Source organism: Thalassotalea sp. PP2-459, assembly GCF_001913705.1.
Taxonomy (GTDB): Bacteria; Pseudomonadota; Gammaproteobacteria; order Enterobacterales; family Alteromonadaceae; genus Thalassotalea_C; species Thalassotalea_C hakodatensis.
Map to the genome: position 1 here is coordinate 278,636 of NZ_MKQD01000034.1, position 20,959 is coordinate 299,594.

General features: G+C 38.9%; 19 protein-coding genes. 13 read left to right on the forward strand and 6 right to left on the reverse strand.

What is annotated here, in order from left to right; genetic code table 11:
* Positions 1 to 239 precede the first annotated feature (239 nt).
* Positions 240 to 965 (forward strand): two-component system response regulator OmpR, encoded by a 726-nt coding sequence (gene ompR / locus BI291_RS07420; RefSeq protein ID WP_074497818.1) that lies wholly within the window; start codon positions 240 to 242, stop codon positions 963 to 965.
* Between the two features lie 6 nt (positions 966 to 971).
* Complete coding sequence (gene envZ / locus BI291_RS07425; RefSeq protein ID WP_074497819.1) at positions 972 to 2,270, forward strand: two-component system sensor histidine kinase EnvZ; 1,299 nt, start codon at positions 972 to 974, stop codon at positions 2,268 to 2,270.
* Between the two features lie 41 nt (positions 2,271 to 2,311).
* On the opposite strand, the gene pckA is transcribed toward envZ, so the two are convergent.
* The gene (gene pckA / locus BI291_RS07430) at positions 2,312 to 3,922 is read right to left on the reverse strand and encodes a phosphoenolpyruvate carboxykinase (ATP) (RefSeq protein ID WP_074497820.1); all 1,611 of its coding nucleotides are present in this window, start codon (positions 3,920 to 3,922) and stop codon (positions 2,312 to 2,314) included.
* A 341-nt stretch (positions 3,923 to 4,263) separates the two neighbouring features.
* Complete coding sequence (locus BI291_RS07435; protein WP_254849545.1) at positions 4,264 to 6,696, reverse strand: penicillin-binding protein 1A; 2,433 nt, start codon at positions 6,694 to 6,696, stop codon at positions 4,264 to 4,266.
* A gap of 272 nt (positions 6,697 to 6,968) precedes the next feature.
* Here BI291_RS07435 and BI291_RS07440 point away from each other — a divergent pair, with 272 nt between their 5' ends.
* The 9 genes from BI291_RS07440 to BI291_RS07480 all read left to right on the forward strand — a co-directional run bounded on the left by BI291_RS07440 (position 6,969) and on the right by BI291_RS07480 (position 15,824).
* Positions 6,969 to 8,048, forward strand: coding sequence for a pilus assembly protein PilM (locus BI291_RS07440; protein ID WP_074497824.1), 1,080 nt, complete (start codon positions 6,969 to 6,971; stop codon positions 8,046 to 8,048).
* On the forward strand, positions 8,036 to 8,617 hold the full coding sequence (locus tag BI291_RS07445) for a PilN domain-containing protein (RefSeq protein WP_074497827.1): 582 nt from the start codon (positions 8,036 to 8,038) through the stop codon (positions 8,615 to 8,617). The genes BI291_RS07440 and BI291_RS07445 overlap by 13 nt, the downstream gene beginning before the upstream one ends.
* Positions 8,617 to 9,210 (forward strand): type 4a pilus biogenesis protein PilO, encoded by a 594-nt coding sequence (locus tag BI291_RS07450; RefSeq protein ID WP_074497830.1) that lies wholly within the window; start codon positions 8,617 to 8,619, stop codon positions 9,208 to 9,210. The genes BI291_RS07445 and BI291_RS07450 overlap by 1 nt, the downstream gene beginning before the upstream one ends.
* Complete coding sequence (locus BI291_RS07455) at positions 9,207 to 9,746, forward strand: pilus assembly protein PilP (RefSeq protein ID WP_074497833.1); 540 nt, start codon at positions 9,207 to 9,209, stop codon at positions 9,744 to 9,746. Before BI291_RS07450 ends, BI291_RS07455 begins: the two co-directional genes overlap by 4 nt.
* A gap of 2 nt (positions 9,747 to 9,748) precedes the next feature.
* A complete protein-coding gene (locus BI291_RS07460) occupies positions 9,749 to 11,797 on the forward strand; it encodes a type IV pilus secretin PilQ (RefSeq protein ID WP_074497835.1) in 2,049 nt (682 codons plus the stop codon).
* 148 nt (positions 11,798 to 11,945) lie between these two features.
* Positions 11,946 to 12,464 carry a shikimate kinase AroK gene (aroK, locus tag BI291_RS07465; RefSeq protein ID WP_074497838.1) on the forward strand — a complete coding sequence of 173 codons (519 nt, stop codon included), beginning with the start codon at positions 11,946 to 11,948 and terminating at the stop codon, positions 12,462 to 12,464.
* A gap of 1 nt (position 12,465) precedes the next feature.
* Positions 12,466 to 13,530: a 3-dehydroquinate synthase gene (gene aroB / locus BI291_RS07470; protein WP_074497840.1), complete on the forward strand. Its 1,065-nt coding sequence runs from the start codon at positions 12,466 to 12,468 to the stop codon at positions 13,528 to 13,530.
* A 20-nt stretch (positions 13,531 to 13,550) separates the two neighbouring features.
* On the forward strand, positions 13,551 to 14,933 hold the full coding sequence (locus BI291_RS07475; protein WP_074497842.1) for a hypothetical protein: 1,383 nt from the start codon (positions 13,551 to 13,553) through the stop codon (positions 14,931 to 14,933).
* Between the two features lie 72 nt (positions 14,934 to 15,005).
* Positions 15,006 to 15,824, forward strand: coding sequence for a Dam family site-specific DNA-(adenine-N6)-methyltransferase (locus tag BI291_RS07480; protein WP_074497844.1), 819 nt, complete (start codon positions 15,006 to 15,008; stop codon positions 15,822 to 15,824).
* Between the two features lie 15 nt (positions 15,825 to 15,839).
* Here the strand turns inward: BI291_RS07480 and BI291_RS07485 are convergent, their stop codons facing one another.
* Both BI291_RS07485 and BI291_RS07490 read right to left on the reverse strand, forming a co-directional pair.
* Positions 15,840 to 16,031: a DUF2970 domain-containing protein gene (locus tag BI291_RS07485; RefSeq protein ID WP_074497846.1), complete on the reverse strand. Its 192-nt coding sequence runs from the start codon at positions 16,029 to 16,031 to the stop codon at positions 15,840 to 15,842.
* Positions 16,032 to 16,279: 248 nt separating this feature from the next.
* The gene (locus BI291_RS07490) at positions 16,280 to 16,948 is read right to left on the reverse strand and encodes a TorF family putative porin (protein WP_083601951.1); all 669 of its coding nucleotides are present in this window, start codon (positions 16,946 to 16,948) and stop codon (positions 16,280 to 16,282) included.
* Between the two features lie 277 nt (positions 16,949 to 17,225).
* Between BI291_RS07490 and rpe the strand changes: the two genes are divergently transcribed.
* Together rpe and trpS are read left to right on the forward strand one after the other, a co-directional pair.
* Positions 17,226 to 17,894 (forward strand): ribulose-phosphate 3-epimerase, encoded by a 669-nt coding sequence (gene rpe, locus BI291_RS07495; RefSeq protein ID WP_074497848.1) that lies wholly within the window; start codon positions 17,226 to 17,228, stop codon positions 17,892 to 17,894.
* Positions 17,895 to 17,914: 20 nt separating this feature from the next.
* Entirely contained in the window at positions 17,915 to 18,919 is a 1,005-nt protein-coding gene (gene trpS / locus BI291_RS07500; protein WP_074497853.1) for a tryptophan--tRNA ligase, read from the forward strand.
* Between the two features lie 87 nt (positions 18,920 to 19,006).
* Here trpS and BI291_RS07505 read toward each other — a convergent pair whose 3' ends face one another.
* Both BI291_RS07505 and BI291_RS07510 read right to left on the reverse strand, forming a co-directional pair.
* Positions 19,007 to 20,056 (reverse strand): hypothetical protein, encoded by a 1,050-nt coding sequence (locus tag BI291_RS07505; protein ID WP_074497855.1) that lies wholly within the window; start codon positions 20,054 to 20,056, stop codon positions 19,007 to 19,009.
* A gap of 37 nt (positions 20,057 to 20,093) precedes the next feature.
* Positions 20,094 to 20,954, reverse strand: coding sequence for a ThiF family adenylyltransferase (locus BI291_RS07510; protein ID WP_074497856.1), 861 nt, complete (start codon positions 20,952 to 20,954; stop codon positions 20,094 to 20,096).
* Positions 20,955 to 20,959: the final 5 nt, after the last annotated feature.

The window sequence follows — 20,959 nt, forward strand, 5'->3', positions numbered from 1 at the left end:
TATAATCTTTTCAGTATGTTGAAATAATGTTGTCACTTGTTTTATTTTTTGAATGATATTTTTATCATTTTGATATTTAATCAACTAATAACATTTTGTAATAACTCTTTGGCTTACTTGATAAAAAAAGTTTAATAATTTGTAACAAATCGAGGAAAATTGACACATACTTCCTTTATCATATTTACAACGAATAGCTTATAGTAGCTGTAATTAAAAATTATAAGAATGGTGAGGGTATGGGACAAGAAACACCGAAGGTTTTAGTCGTCGACGACGACATGCGTTTACGCGCATTATTAGAGCGTTACTTAGTGGAACAAAACTTTGTGGTGCGTAGTGCTGCTAACGCAGAACAAATGGATCGTTTGTTAGAGCGTGAAAATTTTCATTTATTGGTGCTTGATTTAATGTTACCAGGTGAAGATGGTTTATCAATTTGTCGTCGCTTAAGACAAATGAATAATGATATTCCTATTGTTATGCTTACTGCTAAGGGTGACGAAGTTGATCGCATTATTGGCCTAGAATTAGGTGCTGATGATTATATGCCTAAACCTTTTAATCCTCGAGAATTGTTGGCGCGAATAAAAGCAGTATTAAGAAGAAGAGTTACTGAAGCACCAGGCGCGCCATCACAAGAAGAAAACGTGGTCCAGTTCGGTGAGTATTCGCTCAACCTTGCCACACGTGAAATGTGTAAAGGCGATATTAATATGCCACTTACCAGTGGTGAATTTGCAGTGCTAAAAGCGCTGATCACCCACCCGCGTGAACCTTTATCGCGTGATAAATTAATGAATCTAGCTCGTGGAAGAGATTACTCTGCATTAGAGCGCAGTATTGATGTGCAAGTTTCACGATTACGTCGCATGCTTGAAGAAGACCCTGCTAAACCAAGGTATATTCAAACTGTGTGGGGCTTAGGGTATGTCTTTGTGCCTGAAGGTAAGGCTGTTGCTTAACCATTTATGAGAATTTTGCCACGTAGTGCTTTTGGGCAAACCATATTATTAATTGGTATTTTATTATTGATCAATCAGGCAATCACGCTTGGTTCAATAATGGTGTATATTTTACAACCCAATTCGGATCAAATAGAACAATTATTAGCTAAACAAATTCGTGTTATTTTTATTGAAGTTGATGAACCTGTACTCAGTGCGAGTATGGTGAAGGCATTTCAACAAGAAACCGGTATCAATGTATACACTGAACAAGACGCCATGGAACAAGGTTTACGTGGCGCTATCTACAAAGAAATAGCCTCCCGTAATATGTCTAACTTATTAGGGGGACCAGCCGAAGTAAGGTTCACCCAAGAAGATGATTTTCTTTACTGGGTTCGTCCACCTCAAGCTCCTGAGTACTGGGTGAAAATACCATTAAATAGTTTAGAAGAAGCAAATTACACCCCCCTTGTTATTGTACTCATGATTTTAGGGGGATTAAGTGTCATTGGTGGTTGGCTTGTTGTTAGGCAATTAAATAGGCCTTTAAAAGCACTACAATCGGCAGCCCATCAGGTGGGGCGTGGCGCATTTCCAGAACCGCTTAATGAACATGGCACTACGGAAATTGTGGCGGTAACGCAAGCTTTTAATCATATGTCTAAAGGCATCAAACAGTTAGAGGAAGATAGAAATTTATTAATGGCAGGTATTTCTCATGATTTACGCACGCCATTAACACGGATCAGACTGGCAACTGAAATGATGTCAAAAGAAGATGAGTTTCTCAAGGAAGGCATCGAAGGCGATATTGATGACATGAACACCATCATAGATCAATTTATTGATTATATTCGCCATGACAGTAAAGACACAATGGAGCTTACGGATCTTAATGTCTTGATTGGTGAAGTGGTTCAGGCTGAGTCAAATATTGATAGAACTATAACATTTGAGGCCGGCGATCCCCCTAAAGTACCAGTAAGGTATGTGGCGATCAAAAGGGTAGTGTCGAATTTAATCCAAAATGCCTTACGTTATAGTGATGAAGATATTACGCTTAAATCGGGTATTGATAAGGCAAGTGAAAGCGTTTACTTTGCTGTTTGTGATTCAGGGCCAGGTATTCCTGAAACGGATATAGACCGTCTATTCCAACCATTTACTCAAGGTGATAAAGCTCGAGGCACTGAAGGTAGTGGTTTAGGGTTGGCGATTATTAAACGGATTGTGGATACTCATAACGGTAAAATAGTATTATCGAATCGCGTAAAAGGTGGGTTGTCTGCGAAAGTTTCTCTACCACTTCATCAGCCATAAAAAAAGCCGGAATAACCGGCTCTCTTCTGAGTTGAGTATCGTTACACTCGTGGTCCTGCTTTTACTAAAGATTTACCGTTATCTGTATCGGTAAATTTAGTAAAGTTTTCAATAAATCTATTGGCTAAACTTACGGCTTTTTCATGCCATTCGTTGGTATTTTGATACGTCGCTCTTGGATCAAGAATATTATCATCAACGCCTGAAATTCCCTTAGGCACAGCTAAATTAAATAATGGTAATACTTCTGTTTCTGCATTATCAATAGAGCCATCTAAAATTGAATCTATAATAGCGCGGGTTGCTTTAATTGAAATACGCTTACCAGTGCCATTCCAGCCAGTATTCACTAAATATGCTTCAGCACCAACGTTTTGCATTCTATTGCGTAATACTTCAGCGTACTTCGTTGGGTGTAAACTTAAGAATGCTGCACCAAAACAACTTGAGAACGTTGGCGTTGGTTCTGTTATACCGCGTTCAGTACCAGCTAATTTGGCAGTAAATCCAGAAAGAAAATAATATTCCGTTTGCTCTGGTGTTAATTTTGCTACTGGTGGCAATACACCAAAGGCATCCGCCGTTAAAAAGATAACTTTTTTTGCATGTCCCGCACGTGATACAGGTTTTACGATGTTTTCTATATGGTGAATAGGGTATGACACACGTGTGTTTTCTGTTTTAGAGTTATCGTCGTAGTCAATTTTTCCATTTTCATCGACCGAAACATTTTCTAATAACGCATCACGACGAATCGCATTGAAAATGTCAGGTTCATTTTCTTCGCTTAAATTGATGGTTTTGGCATAACAACCACCTTCGAAATTGAAGACGCCATTATCATCCCAGCCATGTTCGTCGTCACCGATCAGTTCACGCTTCGGATCCGTTGACAGTGTTGTTTTACCCGTACCAGAAAGGCCAAAGAATATGGCTACATCACCTTCTTTACCAACGTTAGCACTACAGTGCATTGAAGCAATCCCTTTAAGCGGTAGCAAGTAGTTCATCATTGAAAACATGCCTTTTTTCATTTCTCCGCCGTACCAAGTACCACCGATAAGCTGCATTTTTTCGGTTAAGTTAAACGCAACAAAATTTTCTGAATTAAGCCCCTGTTCTTGCCATTTATTATTGGTGGTTTTAGCACCATTCATTACGACGAAATCAGGTTGATAATTTTTTAACTCTTCTTCAGAAGGTCTGATGAACATGTTTTTAACGAAGTGTGCTTGCCAAGCAACTTCCGTGATAAAGCGTACTTTTAAACGAGTATCTTTATTGGCACCACAATAGGTATCCACAATGAATAGTCGCTTTCCAGAGAGCCGGCTGGTAACCAAGCCCTTTAAATGATCCCAGGTCTCTTGCGTCATGGGTTTGTTATCATTCTTGCCTTGATCTGACCACCATACCGTGTCTTTTGTTACGTCATCACGAACGATGTATTTATCTTTCGGAGAGCGTCCCGTAAAAATACCCGTATCAACCGCTACAGCTCCTGATTCAGTCACTGTACCTTTATCAAAACCACTGAGTTCTGCTTTGGTTTCTTCTGCAAATAACACTTCATACGACGGGTTATAAACCACTTCTGATATATCAGTAATGCCGTATTGAGATAAGTCTAAGTTTTGTAACAAAGCAGTCATAGCGTGTCAGCTCCTAAAGGTATGACGTTCGGGGTAAGAATGTTTCAATCTGTATTGAGGCGCAATTTTAGGCGATCATAAAATAAAACGAAAGGTTTTTTTGTTTCGAAGTGAAAGTTTTCAGTGTAACTTTCAGTGATGTTAATTGAAAACCAATAGAGATATAGTTAACTGACTGGTACTTTTATGAATGTTCAATGCTCAAAAGGGGTAGAGCGTAAGTAAGGTTATACGTAAAAATGTAGGAATTGAAACAAAAAAAGTGAAACCCAATGGCTGAATTTCACTTTTTTAATACTAAAAGCTATCGAAACGAAAGAATATTCCACCAAATATATTGGTTAAAAAATCTCACTTTCAGCATTTTTGTTGGAGTCAAAAATTTCATGGCTATTATCACTGGTTACATATTCGCTTGGTGCAGAGCCAAAAATAAAATATTCAAAGGTACTACTTCGATCGGTTTTATCGGTTAATTTTCCAGTGGCTTTATCGATACGCACAGAAATGATATTTTCAGGTTGAACAAATGGTTCAACAGGAAGTGTTTGCAAAGCTTTTTCCATAAAGTCGATCCAAGCAGGCTGAGCAGACTTCGCGCCAAACTCTCTTCCAGTGATCTGATTTTTATCTAAGTTGTTATTATACGACGTACTACCAAGGTTCCGAGATGGATCATCGAAGCCTATCCAAGCTGTAGTGACTATGCGTCGGCTAAAGCCAGAGAACCAGGCATCTTTGGCTTCGTTAGTTGTTCCAGTTTTCCCTGCTATATCCCTTCTTTTAAGGCTTCTTGCACGAAAGCCAGTGCCTTGCCAACCGGGTGAAACTGACCAGTCAGCCCCCCAAATAGCTTCATTTAATGCTTGTGTAATTAAAAATGCATTTTGCTTGCTGATTACCCGTGTTGCGCGTTCGTATTGAGGAGTGTTTTCATCTATTGATGAGTCTATTATTTCTGTCGTAAGTGGATCTGCAGAAATTGCTATGTTCTCATTTTCTGCATCGCCTTGTTGATTAACCAACTCACTGCAATCATCACAAGCGAGCTTGGGACTTGCTTGAAAGATAATATTACCGTTGGCATCTTCTATCCTGTCGATAATATAAGGTTCAATTAAATAACCGCCATTGGCAAAGGTTGCAAAACCTGTTGCCACCTCTAAAGGGGTTAATGAGGCAGAACCGAGTGCTAAAGATTCATCACGAGGCAACTCGTCAGGAGCAAAACCAAAAGAGGCCAAATGTGGGATCATTTTATCTAAACCAACAGCGCGAAAGAGCCTAACTGCAACCACGTTTTTAGATTGTGCCAAGGCTCTTTTTACGCGAATTTCACCACTGTATTGTTCCGGCGAATTTTTTGGTCGCCAAACAACACCTGTTCGTTGATCCCATTGATTAATAGGTACATCATTAACCAATGAGGCTAAGGTAAAGTTGTTTTCTAATGCTGCAGAATAAACGAATGGTTTAATGTTTGAACCGACTTGACGCTTAGCTTGAGTAACACGGTTGAACTGTGATTGTGCATAATTAAACCCACCAATAACTGCTTTGATTGAGCCATCATCAGGAGAAAGCGAGACTAAGGCAGAACTTGCTGAAGGTAATTGACTTAATCTAAGCTGTCCTTTTTCTTTGGTCACGTAAATAACGTCACCATAATGTAGAATTTCAGCCGCTTGTTTTGGAGCAGGCCCTTGTTTGTTATCGTTGAAAAATTCTCGAGCCCAAGATAAACCTTGCCAATTAATGTTCTCTGTAGAGAGATCAGAAAACATGATTTGTACCGAACGTTCGTTTACTTGTGAAACAATGGCAGGTATTAAAGGCTCATAGGGCGGTATTTGCGATAAAGCTTCTTGTATCTCTTTATCTGAAAGGGGAGTAACAGGCTGTTCAGCTTCGATATTTCCTTGTTCGTCCTCATCTTTAGGTTCTCGCAAGTGCATAATCGGGCCACGATAGCCATGCCGCTGATCATAAGCCATTAAGTTGTTAATCACCGCTTTTTTTGCAGCATTTTGTAAGGAAGTCGATACTGTGGTGAACACTTTATAACCACCGGTATAAGCTTGTTCTTTGCCAAAGCGCTCAATCATTTCTTGGTGAGCCATTTCGGCAGCATAAGGTGCGTTAAGTACAATTTCAGCGCCATGCTTTTGCGCGGTTATCGGTGCATTGAGTGCTTGTTGATACGCTTGCTCGGTAATATAGTTCGTGACTAACATTCTATGTAATACAACAGCTCTACGTGCCTTTGCACGCTCAGGATTACTAATTGGGTTTATCGTAGAGGGGGCTTTTGGTAAACCCGCTAACACCGCCATTTGTGCAAGGGTAAGATCTTGTACATCTTTGTTATAATAAACTTGTGCAGCGGCACCGAAACCAAATGAACGATGTCCAAGTGGAATTTTGTTCATATACAAAGCCAAAATTTCATCTTTCGTTAGCAACATTTCAATATGGAACGCGGTGAATATCTCCCGAATTTTTCGAATGTAGGTTTGCTCGCGAGTGAGAAAAAAGTTACGAGCGACTTGCATGGTGATGGTACTTGCGCCACCTTTATTTTGCCCCATAACTTGACCGATAATTGCCCGAGTCATGCCGATTGGATCCACACCGAAATGCAGATAAAAACGATCATCTTCAGTTGCAAGTACCGCATTGATAAGCTGCTGTGGCATTTCATCAATGGATAAAGGAATGCGCTTTTTCTCACCAAATTGGTTCATTAAGTTACCATCAGCGCTATATATGGTCATTGGGGTTTGCCACTTAACACTTTTTAAAGAGGTTACGCTTGGCAGATCATCACGCATATATAAGTATAAAGCGCTCAGTGCTAGAACACCCGCACAGCCGATGTAAAATAGGACTTTGATCGTTTTTCTGAAAGATTTCAAATTAAACTGCTCGACAAAAATTTACAAAAATTGACTATAACTACTAGTATATCCTTTAAAACCATGTAATAAATGTATTTATATGGAAAATATATCTATATTATTATAATAAAATGATTTAGTAGGAAGTTATGCTTAGTAATCTATTGAGAAAGAAAGCTTCTCTCATTGTCGGAATTGACATTGGTTCGCACTCTGCAAAAGCTGTTTTGCTTAGTCAAACTGGCGATTCCTATAAATTAGAATCGATTGCTACAGAGTCAATGCCAAGAGGTGCTTTGATCGATAGAGAGATTCAAGATATCGAAGCCGTTGGCAAAGTGATTGCAAAACTTCGCACACAAATCGCCTCTTCTGCTACCTATGCTGCTGCTGCTGTTTCAGGGCAAACCGTCATTACGAAAGTTATTTATATGGATGTTTCATTGAATGAGCAAGAACTTGCCAGCCAAATTGAAATTGAAGCCGACAGTTTGATCCCATATCCACTTGACGAAGTAAGCCTGGACTTTGAACCTCTTGAAGTAAATGAATCTGACCCGACTAAAATTAATGTATTACTCAGCGCTGCCCGTACAGAGTCGGTTGAAGCAAGGGTTTCTGCTTTAGATACCGGAGGCTTTACTACTAAAGTAATCGACGTAGAGTCATACGCGATAAGTCGTTCATATGATTTAATTTTATCGCAATTACCTGATGATGCGAATGACAAAGTTGTTGCGATGGTAGATGTAGGTGCCATGATGACACTTTTTTCAGTGACACAAAATGGAGAACACCTTTATAGTCGCGACCAAATGTTTGGCGGTGAACAATATACCCGTTCAATCGTTTCTTATTATAACCAATCATTTGAAGAAGCTGAGCAGGCAAAGGTTACACATAATCTTCCACCAAATTATACGTTTGAAGTGTTAGCGCCTTTTCATACTATTTTTGTACAGCAAGTACGTCGAGCGATACAAATGTTTTTAACTTCTAGTGGTAAAGAAAAAATTGATTACCTTGTTGTGTCAGGTGGTTGCGCGCAAGTTGAAGGTTTAGAAAAACTATTGAATGAAGAGCTTGGTATACATACCATTATTGCGGATCCATTCACTGGGATGGAAATTTCAGCTGATATCGATAAAACTGAACTCTCGCAATCAGCAAGTCAATACATGGTTGCCGCTGGATTAGCGCTAAGGAGTTTCTCTACATGGCATATATAAACTTACTACCATGGCGTGAAGAAGCTGAAAAAGCCAAACAGCGGCAATATTTTACGTTATTAACAGCGGTTGCTTTAGTTGCGTTTGCTGTCGTTTTTTTGATTGGACAGTTTTATCAATTACGCATTGATGGTCAACTAGAAAGAAATCGCTTTTTACAAACTGAAATAGCGATTTTAGATAAACGTATTAGTGAAATAAAAACCTTAAATGAGAAAAAACAAGAGTTAGAAAAACGTATCTCAGTTGTTGAACAATTACAGCGTAGTCGTAATGTCGGTACGCAAGTACTGGATGAAATCGCTAAGATTGTGCCTTCAGGCGTTTATTTAACCAAGATGGAAAAACAGGGCAATACTATTCAATTGTTAGGTAAAAGTGAGTCAAACAATCATTTAGCTAATATGATCCGTAACATTGAAGGCTCAGATTTATTAACGGATGCCGTGCTTGAATCTATTACCTCTAACGACGCAACAAGTAAATTATTAAGTGATTTTAAAATGCGTGTTCGTATTAAAGGTTTATTAAACGCAAACGAACAAACAGCAACCCAAGGGGCGAGTTAATGAAGATAGATTTCTCGCAATTTGACAACTTAGAACTCGACAATATTGGCAACTGGCCACCGTTGGCAAAAGGAGTGTTTGCAACGTTCCTCGCCATTGTTGTGATAGCGTTGGGCTATTTTCTTATTGTCTCAGATAAAATCAAACAACTCGATAGGGTTGTTGCTGAAGAGACAACGTTAAAACAGCAGTATCAAAGTAAATATTATGTTGCAGCCAATTTAGAACGCTTTCAACAACAGATGGTTGAAGCCGAAACACTTTTTGCTGAACAATTAAAAAGTTTACCTGAAAGCCATGAAACGCCAGGTTTATTAGACGATATTACTTTTGTAGGCACTACTAGCGGCTTAGATTTTGTTAAATTAAATTGGCAGCCAGAGATAACACAAGAGATATATATTGAACTACCTATCGATATAGAAGTTGTTGGTTCTTATCATGAATTTGGAAACTTTGTGAGTAAAATCGCAGGGTTACCACGTATTGTTACCTTGCATGATTTTGACATTAATATGGTAGCCGATACAAACGGACAGTTAAATTTAAAATTACAGGCTAAAACCTATCGGTATAGGGAGACAGCACAATGATAAAACAACGATGCTTACCTCTTTTATTAATATTTTTAGGTGGCTGCTTTAATGATAAAGCTGATTTACATGCACATATTGAGCAGGTGAAATCAACAACACCAAGTACGATAGAGCCAATGCCAGAAGTGCCAGTGTTTAATCATGTAGAATATGGTGCATCAACGTTAAGAAGTCCATTCGATGCACCAAAACCTGAAGCGATTCAAGAAAAAATCCAACAAATGTCAGGTTGTTTAAGTCCTGATCCTCGTAGACGCAAGCAACCGTTAGAAAAGTTCGCAATAAGTGATCTATCAATGCGGGGTACGTTAGGTGAGTTGGGTATTACATGGGCATTGGTTCAAGCATCTGATTCAACACTTCATCGTGTTGCGGTAGGAAGCTACCTAGGGCTTTATAATGGTCGAATTACTGAAGTCAGCCAAGATAAAGTCAAGGTTGTAGAGTTAATCCCAGATGGTGCTGGCTGTTGGGTTGAGCGTGAAACGACTGTTGCTATGGTTGAAGCAGAGAGTCAAGGGCAAAGGAACTAATGATGTTGCAAATAAATAAAATGAAAATGAAAGGTGTTAAGTGGCAACATAAGTTTGTTGTATTGGTTATTTTGTCGGTATCTTCGATATTTTCAATGGCCACTGAGGTAACTTCCTTACGTTATAACACACTGCAAAATGATGAAATCGAACTGGTTTTTTCATTATCTCAACCAATAGTTGAGTTACCAAAAGTTGAAACGTCAATGACGCCAGCGCATATTGATATAACATTTGAGGCTGACAGCTTTAATCAAGCATTGCTAGAGACCAGCATTAAACATGCAGGCGTTGAAACGGTCACCATGCAAAAAATTGCTGGCAATATTGTTGCTCGGGTTTCGTTAGATAAATTAGCCATTTTTGATGTGAGTGCTCAAGGACATGAATTTTCATTGCTTCTAAATAAAGATGTTGCTCCGAAAGCGATTAACAATTTATCGCCTGTGGGTGGTCAGTTTATTAACAAAATATCGAATATTGATTTTCGTCGTAATAAAGATGATCAGGCACAAATTATTGTCAGCCTTGATGATAGTATGGTTGCTGTTGATGTTAGTGATCGTCTAGGCAAGTTATTTATTGAATTTCATAATACAGAAATTACCGAAGATCTCTTATATCAATTAGATGTGACTGACTTTGGCACTAAAGTGACGACTATTGAAACCTTCAAAGAAGGAAAGAATGCACGCTTAGTCGTGGATATTGATGGCAGTTTTACTTTTGAACATAAACAGCAACAAAATGTGTTCTCGTTAACGGTAACCGAAGACGTGAAAGCGCCTGGTTATTTAGCGGATTCAGAAGACTTTAGCGGGCGTGCAATCTCTCTTAATTTTCAAGATATTCCAGTAAGAACAGTGCTGCAAATTATTGCAGATTTAAACGGCTTTAATTTAGTGACCAGTGATACTGTTGCAGGCAATATAACACTTAGGCTTGATGGTGTTCCTTGGGATCAGGCATTAGATATTATTTTAAAGGTTAAAGGATTAGATAAACGCATGGAAGGTAACATTTTAATGGTTGCCCCAGGCGATGAACTAGCCGCTAGAGAAGCTCAAGAATTACAAGCTCAGCAACAAGTCGCTGAACTGGCTCCCCTGTATTCTGAATATATCCAAGTTAATTATGCAAAAGCGATTGAATTTGCTGCTCTTGTTAAAAATGAAGAAAACAGTATTTTATCACCTAGAGGTAGTGTGAGTGTTGATGAAAGAACGAACACCTTATTGATCCGCGATACCGCACAAAGTATTGAAGATGTTAAACGAATGGTGAGCGTGTTAGACATTCCTGTACGGCAGGTAGTGATCGAGTCTCGTATGGTAACGGTTAAAGATAATATTAATGAAGAACTCGGTATACGTTGGGGAGTTACTGATACCGACGGCGAGTATGCTACTTCGGGTTCTATAGGAGGCACTAATTCTGCTAATAACGGTTCAGTACCTTCTTTATCGGAGAGGCTTAATGTTAATTTACCGGCCTCTTCTGCTGCTGGTAGTATCGCCTTTCAGGTTGCTCGCTTAGCTGACGGAACGATTTTAGACTTAGAATTAAGCGCGCTTGAAAATGAAAATAAAGGTGAGATTATTGCTAGTCCTCGTATTACTACCGCAAATCAAAAAGAAGCTTATATAGAGCAAGGTGTTGAAATTCCATATCAAGAAGCAGCTTCAAGTGGTGCAACGTCAACACAGTTTAAAAAAGCGGTATTGAGCCTGAAAGTAACACCGCAGATCACTCCGGATAATCGTATAATTCTAGATTTAATCGTGACGCAAGATACCGTTTCTGAAGTGACTAATGGCAGCGCACCGGCGATAGATACTCAAAGAATAGGCACACAAGTGTTGGTTAATAATGGTGAGACTATCGTTTTAGGTGGTATTTATCAGCAATCAGTGATCAATAGCATCTCAAAAGTACCTGTTTTAGGTGATATTCCTTACTTCGGTTGGATGTTCCGCAACACAAATAACTTTAATGAGAAAAAAGAACTGCTTATTTTCGTCACGCCGCGTATTGTAACTGAAAGATTTTAAAGACTTTTTGCAAGTAAACTGTGTTTTTGTCCATTGCTTACTTGCAATCTAGGGTTAACAATTGCGATAATTACGCCCTTAAAATTTTCGAGGGAGGTTCCCTCTTACCCATAAACGCAAATTAATTAACGAGTATTAAGTTAGTCTCATGGCAGAAAAACGTAACATTTTCTTGGTGGGCCCAATGGGCGCAGGCAAAAGCACCATAGGTAGAGAGTTAGCTGATAAACTACATTTAGAGTTTTATGATTCAGATCAGGAAATCGAGCGTCGCACAGGTGCGGATATCTCTTGGGTTTTCGATTTGGAAGGTGAAGAAGGTTTCCGTATCAGAGAAGAGCAGGTTATTGATGATTTAAGCCAATTACAGGGTATCGTGTTAGCGACCGGTGGTGGCTCAGTGATCAGTGATCATGTGAGAAATCGTTTATCTGCACGTGGTATTGTTGTCTATTTAGAAACAACCATTGATAAACAAGTAGCGCGTACACAGCGTGATCGCCGTCGTCCTTTATTGCAAACGTCTGAAGAGCCACGTTCTGTGCTTGAAAAACTAGCAGTAGAGCGCAACCCTTTATATGAAGAAGTTGCCGATGTGATTGTACAAACTGACGATCAAAGTGCAAAAATTGTCGCGAATAAAATTGTTGATCGCCTAGATTTTTAATATGGCCACTTTACAGCTTGATTTAGCTGAGCGCAGTTATCCAATTTATATTGATAGTCACCTTTTAAAAGCAGGAGATCTGCTTACAAAGCATATTCGTGCAAAGCGAGTTTGTGTGGTGACTAACGATGTAGTATCTCAATTGTATTTGTCATCAGTAAAAGAATTGTTGAGTGGCTTTCAGGTAGATGAAATTATCTTACCTGATGGAGAAGCAGAAAAAAGCTTACATAATTTCGAAAAAATCATGTCGCATTTACTTGCCAATACCCATGGCAGAGACACAACATTGATCGCTTTAGGCGGTGGTGTTATTGGTGATATAACTGGCTTTGCTGCTGCTTGCTATCAACGTGGCATCGATTTTATTCAAATTCCTACCACGTTACTTTCTCAGGTTGATTCATCAGTAGGCGGTAAAACAGCGGTTAATCATCCTCTAGGGAAAAACATGATCGGTGCTTTTTACCAACCTAAAGCGGTACTAATCGATATTAACAGTTTAGCTACGTTACCAGCACGAGAGTTTTCTGCTGGTATGGCTGAAGTCATTAAGTATGGTATTTTAGGTGATCGTGAATTCTTCTATTGGCTTGAGCAACACATAGATGCGATAAAATCATCAGAATCTAATGTATTAATTGAAATGATAGAACGCTGTTGTCAGTGCAAAGCTGATATTGTTTCCCAAGATGAAACAGAAGCTGGATGTAGAGCGCTGTTGAATCTCGGTCATACGTTCGGTCATGCAATAGAAGCAGAACAAGGCTATGGTAACTGGCTACACGGCGAAGCAGTAGCTACTGGCATGGTCCTTGCTGCTAAGCTTTCAGTAGCATTGAATTTGCTAGAAGCGTCAGAACTTCGTCGAATTGAGTCTTTACTTGCTGCGTTTGATTTACCATTGGAAGCTCCTGAAACAATGGATTTTCATTCATTTATCAAACACATGCGCAGAGACAAAAAGAACATCGGCGGGAAACTTCGCCTTATTATACCCAACACTATTGGCCAAGCGGTTATGCGTGATGATATTAGTGAGGATATGCTTCAGCAAATTCTGTAGAAAGTACAGAAAGGTGAAACATGTCAGCACTGGCGCATAACAACGAAAATCAACAGTCTTATATAAACGAGGTTACCTCAATTAGCTCTGTCGCTAGAGTTGATTATATTCTACGTTTTTCAAAACATGCTGTTGTCGTTATTGACGAAGACACCATGCGTTATTCTTCATTGGGTAGCCAGTATCTTGCAAATTTATCTAATGATTTTAATGCTGCTTATTTAACAATGTCGCCAAGGCTTGATGATTTACAGGTTCGCTGTCGTATTATTGAGCAGCTATTTGGCAATGTATTATTTGATCCTGAGCAATCAGTAGCCGTCAGTTTAATCAACCTGATAAAGCAACACAAACAACCCGTAAGTATTGTAGTCGAGCATGCACATCATCTTTCTTTTCAATTATTGCATGAATTAACTCAACTGGCTGAAATAGCGAAAAAAGCCAATTTAGCGATACAAGTGGTGATGTTAGCCATGACATCAGTTGGGCAAAAATTAACCGAACATGCAATGCTGTTTGATAAAAAACTCTCTATTGTAGATGCATACAGCGGCCAGCTGATCCCACTTAATGACAAACGTTTTAACGCTGGCAATCAATGGCAAACATTATCACAGTTTAAGAAGTATCTTGTCGGCTTTTTAGGGTTGACTGCTATTGGCGCATTGATTGTTTATCAACTCTATCAGGTAGACACGTTTAATTTTAGTAAGCTTAAGCCAGTATCTGAATCTGTAGAAATGCCTGTGGTAAAGCAAACGAGTGAACAAGCTAACCTTGAAGAGAAAGCAGGCAACATTCCTCTAGAGGCAGAAAGTACTGGCAGTGAAAGTGTTGCTAGCGCTGCGGTTAATATTGCTATAGCCAACGCAGAAGAAATATCTAACAGATTATTAGGTAAAGAGACGTTATCTCAAAGTACAGAAAAAAAGGTGGTTGAAAAGGCATCTGTGTTAGATATTGCAACTGCACTTACCGCAAAACAACCAATTGTTGAACAACCCGTAAAACAAGCTCCTTTAGATGAGAAAACCAAGGCAGTAGAAGCTATCGAAAATAATGATGCGCTAAAAGTACAATCATCCACAACACTTGAGCCTGCACCGTTAAGTTATTATGCAAACAAAAGTGGGTTTGTATTACAGTTTGCAGTAATTGAACAAGAGAAGTCGAAACAAGCATTCATTGATAGCGTAGCAGCGATTGAAGTGTACCAATACCAACGAAATGTTACGCAAGGAACGGTTACGGTATTAACATCTAAAATCTTTGAATCGAGAGTATCAGCGGCTGATTGGTTGGCGACTGCACCAGAAATTATCAAGAGTAGACAACCATTTATTCGATCAGTAAAGAGTATAAATGCTGAAATTGATGATTATCAACGCTCCCAATCTTAATCAAATCAAGTTACAATTCACCCGTTGAGTAATGAAGTGGCTTGGTTGCCATATTAGGGTTTTTAAAGCTAAATGGTAAAAAAGCAACGAGCATTTCTAAAATGGGCTGGTGGAAAATACAGCCTTACAGAAAAAATAAACACGTTATTGCCAAATGGCGAACGATTAATTGAACCTTTTGTGGGTGCGGGATCAGTCTTTCTTAATAGTGATTTTGAGCGTTATGTACTAAACGATATTAATAAAGACTTAATTAATCTCTACCAAACTATTCAACAAGATCCCGTTAACTTTATTGACGATGCTAAACGCTTTTTCGTTAGTGAGAATAATCTGCCTGAAGCCTATTACCATTTGCGCAGCGAATTTAATGCTACGGTCGATAAGCACTATCGTTCGTTATTGTTTTTGTATATGAACCGCCACGGTTACAATGGTTTATGTCGATATAATAAGTCAGGCGGTTACAATGTCCCGTTTGGTAAATACAAAAAGCCTTATTTCCCAGAAGCTGAGTTAGAGTTTTTTGCGGAAAAAGCAAAGAAAGCCATTTTTATTTGCGAGGGCTATCGACAAACTTTTGCTCGTGCTAATGATGGTGACGTTATTTATTGTGATCCACCTTACGTGCCATTGAGCAAAACAGCAAGCTTTACCAGTTATGCTGGTAATGGTTTTGGCTTAGACGAACAAGCCGATTTAGCAAACGCTGCTGAAGAGGTAACGAGCGAGAAGAAGGTCAGTGTGTTGATCAGTAATCACGATACCATTTGGACACGTAAAATATATCAAGGCGCGAAAACACGAAAGTCGATCAAAGTGTCACGAACGATTAGTCAGAAAGGTACTACGCGTAAGAAAGTTGCAGAATTGATGGTACTTTATAAATAACGCAGTGTGTTATGTTTATTTTACGACTAAAGAAACTACAGTAAATAAACCAAGTACAAACAAAATGACAGCAATTAAACCAACTATCACGAAGTGGCTAAATTTACCTTGAGAGAAGTCTCGTTCCCTATTTTTATTACTTTGTACACCTAAAAAGGCGGCTGCAACGCTTTTTACTGTTTCTTTTAATGGCTGTGCGTTTTTCATAGTGCGTTTCTTTAAGAATAAATAAAACGATGAAAACCACTTTAGCATTAAAACCAAATCGGGTCATTATTTAAGCTCAGGTTAACTATGAAATAAAATTAAGCGACTCTTGTTAATTGAGATAGCACAATTTCTTATACAAAGCTGAGGTTATTGAATCAATTAGACCGTTAAAGAAAAAGGCCTGATGATTGAATGTTTCCATCGTTTGAAACCGTTCAGTATCAGGCTTTTTTGAGAATGGTTACTTATAGATCGAAATCTATCGCATAGGCTAAATATACTTTAAGATCACCAGCACCACCGTCTAAGTCTGTTTGAGAAGCACCTAAAGTAAAGCCACTTTTACTGATACTAACGCCATAATCAATTGAATCTTCAGCTAACCAATCACCAGAATAAGAACCTAAGTGAAGACCAACTTCTGCTTCATTAGTTAATGCGAAACTATAATCTGCTGAGGCATAAATGGTATCACCAGCATCAGCTCCTTCTCCGTCAGTTAATACAGCAACACCTAATGTTAAACCATTGAAACTGATATTCGCATAAACCTCTGAAAAATCAGCATCACCAGTTGTTTCATCAGGATAGGCGTAATAAATAAACCCGACATCATATGAAACTGTTTCATTGATATCACCACCAAAACCGGCATAAAAATCAAGTTCATAAGTCATGCCGTCAGCCCAATCGGCATTTGATACCCAAGTACCAGCGTAAAAGCCTGTATCACCTGCGTAATCAATACCGCCTGAAACAGCAGCTTTACCACCAGTTTGTTCTAAACCACGCCATAAATAATTGCTTGTCACTGCGGCATTAGCAGACCATTCACTTGCAATAGCAGGGGTTGTTAATGTTGATGAAGCTAAGATTGTTGAAACGAGTGCGACTTTCATTAAGTTATTTTTCATATTTTTCTCATAAAGTTATTGTTGTGTCTATTATTTACTATGGGTTTTGCAAAAGCAGTGCCTACGGTAAATAAAAAACAAAAAACTCATAAAATCATTTAAATACAATTGGTTATGAAATGAGTTTATTTGTGTGTTCAATTTTATATTGTCTTGGGTGATCAATACTGGTGCAGGAGGAAGGCGAAATGAGCAAAAAAAGTGCAATTGACATTGGTCGATTATTATTGAAATTTAGTATAAAGTAGCGCAGATTTTTCAAAGGGGTGTTGGATTTATGTCTTCTTATATTATTGCGCCATCAATTTTATCTGCTGATTTCGCTCGTCTTGGTGAAGAAGTTGAAAATGTGATCAGCGCAGGTGCTGATGTGATTCATTTTGATGTGATGGATAATCATTACGTACCAAACTTATCTTTTGGACCGATGGTGTGTCAGTCATTGCGTGATTATGGCATTACTGCTCCAATTGATGTTCACCTAATGGTTAAACCGGTTGACTCATTAATTCCCGCATTTGCAAAAGCAGGCGCTAATATCATTACTTTTCATCCAGAGGCGAGTGAGCATGTTGATCGCACTTTGCAGTTGATTAAAGAGCAAGGTTGTCAGGCTGGCGTCGTGTTAAACCCTGCCACGCCTTTGCATATTTTAGATTTTGTGATGGACAAAGTAGACGTGGTGTTATTGATGTCTGTGAATCCCGGTTTTGGCGGACAATCGTTTATTCCAACAACACTAGAAAAAATTAAATTAGTAAGAGAAAAAATTCGCCAAAGTGGCCGAGATATTCGTTTAGAGGTAGATGGAGGCGTAAAAGCCGATAATATCGCTGATATCGCTAAAGCGGGGGCTGATATGTTTGTCGCTGGTTCTGCAATTTTTTCTCAACCAGACTATAAAGAAGCGATTGATGGGATGCGTCGAGCGCTTGCAACTGTTTGATAAATTTTAGGTAAAAGAAAATGACAAAACCAGTAGTATTAAGTGGCTGTCAGCCGTCGGGCGAATTAACCATTGGTAATTATTTAGGCGCATTAAAGCAATGGGTAAATATGCAACAAAGTCACGACTGTTATTATATGTTGGTGAATCAACATGCGATAACGGTTCGTCCTGAAGCAGATGCTCTTAGAAAAGCAACGCTAGATGGCCTTGCACTATATTTAGCCTGTGGCATTGATCCTGAGCAAAGCACTATTTTTATTCAGTCACATGTACCAGAGCATGCCCAATTAAGCTGGGTGTTAAATTGCTATACGCAAATGGGCGAGCTTAATCGCATGACCCAATATAAAGATAAGTCTCAAAAGTCAGAAGCAAATATGAACGCAGGTTTGTTCACTTACCCGGTGCTAATGGCGGCAGATATTTTGTTATACGGTGCCAATGAAGTGCCAGTTGGGGACGACCAAAAGCAACATTTAGAATTAGCCCGTGATATTGCGACACGTTTTAATAATTTATATGGTGATATTTTTAACGTACCTGAACCTCAGATACCCGAATTTGGTGCGCGTATTATGAGTTTGCAAGATCCCACTAAGAAAATGTCTAAATCAGATACAAACCCAGGCAACTTTATTGGCTTGTTAGAAGATCCTAAAAAAATCAGCAAAAAAATAAAACGTGCAATCACTGACTCAGATGAGCAAGCGCGTATTTATTTTGATGTGGCAGAAAAGCCAGGGGTATCAAACTTATTAACGTTATTGTCATGTTCGACAGGGCAATCAATAACGGAATTAGTGCCACAATACGAAGATAAAATGTATGGGCATTTAAAAGGTGATGTAGCAGATGCTGTCGTGGCAATGTTAGAGCCAATTCAAACGCGCTTTCATGAATATCGCAATGATGAAGTTTTTATGAATAGCGTGATGCAAAAAGGCGCAGAGAAAGCTTCTGAGCGGGCAGAGCATGTATTGAAAGCCGTTTATAACGCGGTGGGTTTTATTGCTAAGCCATAATTGAACTTTTTCAAACCATGGTGACAAGCTAGCGTAACTTGTCACCATTAAGCATTGTTTAGTTATCTGTAGAATGTACCTGTAGTGCTATGTTTGGCGTTGATAAGAGGTCATTGTACGTCTTAAAGTACGATGCTTGACAGGTTTTGCTGTATAACCTAGTCGTAAAAACATTAAGCCGTGGTGTCCATCAGGAGATATATCTTTCATATCTTGTTTGATCTGCTCAATATTAGGCATGAATTCTGGTTCAATGTTTAACCCTCTTAATGAGTATATAGGCGCTGCTGCATAAGGTTGAACGGATAATTCTTCCATAGCAGCTTGTAACCAAAAGCGTTGTAATGCTTGGCCCCCTTTTATCACTGATGCGCGAGTATTATCCGCGATAGAAATCAAGGCGAGTACCGGAGAAAAACTAATAGGTACCTGAACGGAACGAAAGCCGAGTATTTTTGATACCCCAAGCTTATTGAAAAAGCTAATTGTTTTCCAATTCGACATCATTTTAAAAAAGGGTCTTGCTGGTGGTTCAATTTCCAGCGTTGATACAGGCATACCTTCTTGTGGCTTCGGATCATTAAAAATAACCGAAGAATATAGTTCCTGATGAAGTATTTTACTTTCAAAGCGTAAACTCTCAGCGTGTCGCATTACCGGTAAAACTGATTTTTTTGCTGATTTATCAGTAAAAAAGGTAACCTTAGCATCATGGTATTCTGCTGCTTGTGCTAATCGAGTTAATACTTCATCTTTCACGGGTCCTTTGAAAGGAAATCGTCTATCGGTACAGCGTTTAGCGATTACATCTGCAAGGTTATGAGTTGCCGAATGGCTTTGCTTAAAGCTAATGTCGGCAACATGACGAGGAGCATTTTCTGGTGATGGTAAAATATTTACTTGAGCGGTGTAGCCGAGTTGTTCTGCTTGAATCACTGTATTTTCTACCACCGCACCAAGTGATATATCCGATAAAATATAATCTTCATCAGTTGCTTTTCCAGAACGTGTTTCATCAATGTAAAAACTGAGAACCCCGTTTTTATGGTACTCGTATGTAAATGGTGAACTATTATCAGCTGAAGGCGCAAATATCGCGGCTTTAATGATGGTTTCTAAATCGGAATGGTTGAGCACAAAGCGTACCTTTCTAGCAGTGAATGAAACAGTTGGTTTAAATCGCCATTTTCTTTTTGGCGATGATATAAGCTAATCTTTGAATAGGGTTATTGTTACCACCTGGTCGCCATGTTTTTTTATACTGATTTGTATAGGCGTCAAAATGTAGACCCCAAGGGACATTGAGCACTTTGCCGCGATTTAGAAAAATTTTCATCACTTGTGATGCAGCAACGCCAGCGGCTAGTTGGCAACCAATAAAAGTAGAAGGACCTTTTTTATTGGCTAAATCAAGTCTTGTTGGATCCACTAAATAGGCACTTTGTAGCGCGGCAGGGGTTAAGCCAAGAAAAAATTTTAAGTATTGCTCATTTTCAGTATGGCCTGCTAAGCGAAAATATTGCTCGAATGTCATCTCACCTGGAAGAAAGTTCAGACAAGCTGTTCCCATACCAATAGGTGCAGCAGTCGTTGCAGGTATTTGCTTTTTCGAACATTGATCAAAGACTAAACGTCGAGCATCCATTACGAAAAAATCAAGAGAATCTACGTAGCAATCTACACCGGCTAAAAACTCATGGATATTGTTAGCGTTGATACCTTCATCAAAGGTTTTTATTTCAAGTTCCGGATTAATTTCTAAAGCCATTTTAACCATGGTGTCTAATTTTTTAGCACCATAACTATTAATGTTGGCTCCTACTTGTCGATTGGTATTCTCACAGCCAAACTCATCGAAGTCAGAGACATGAAACTTTCCAATGCCTAATCTTACCAGGGTTAAAAAATGATCGCCGCCAACACCACCTAAGCCTGCAATCGCTACACATTTGTTGCGTAGTGTCTGTTGTTCTTCTTCTGTAAACCAGCCAATATTACGAGAAAAAGCTAAATCGTAATCAAATTGTTGTGACATTTTTT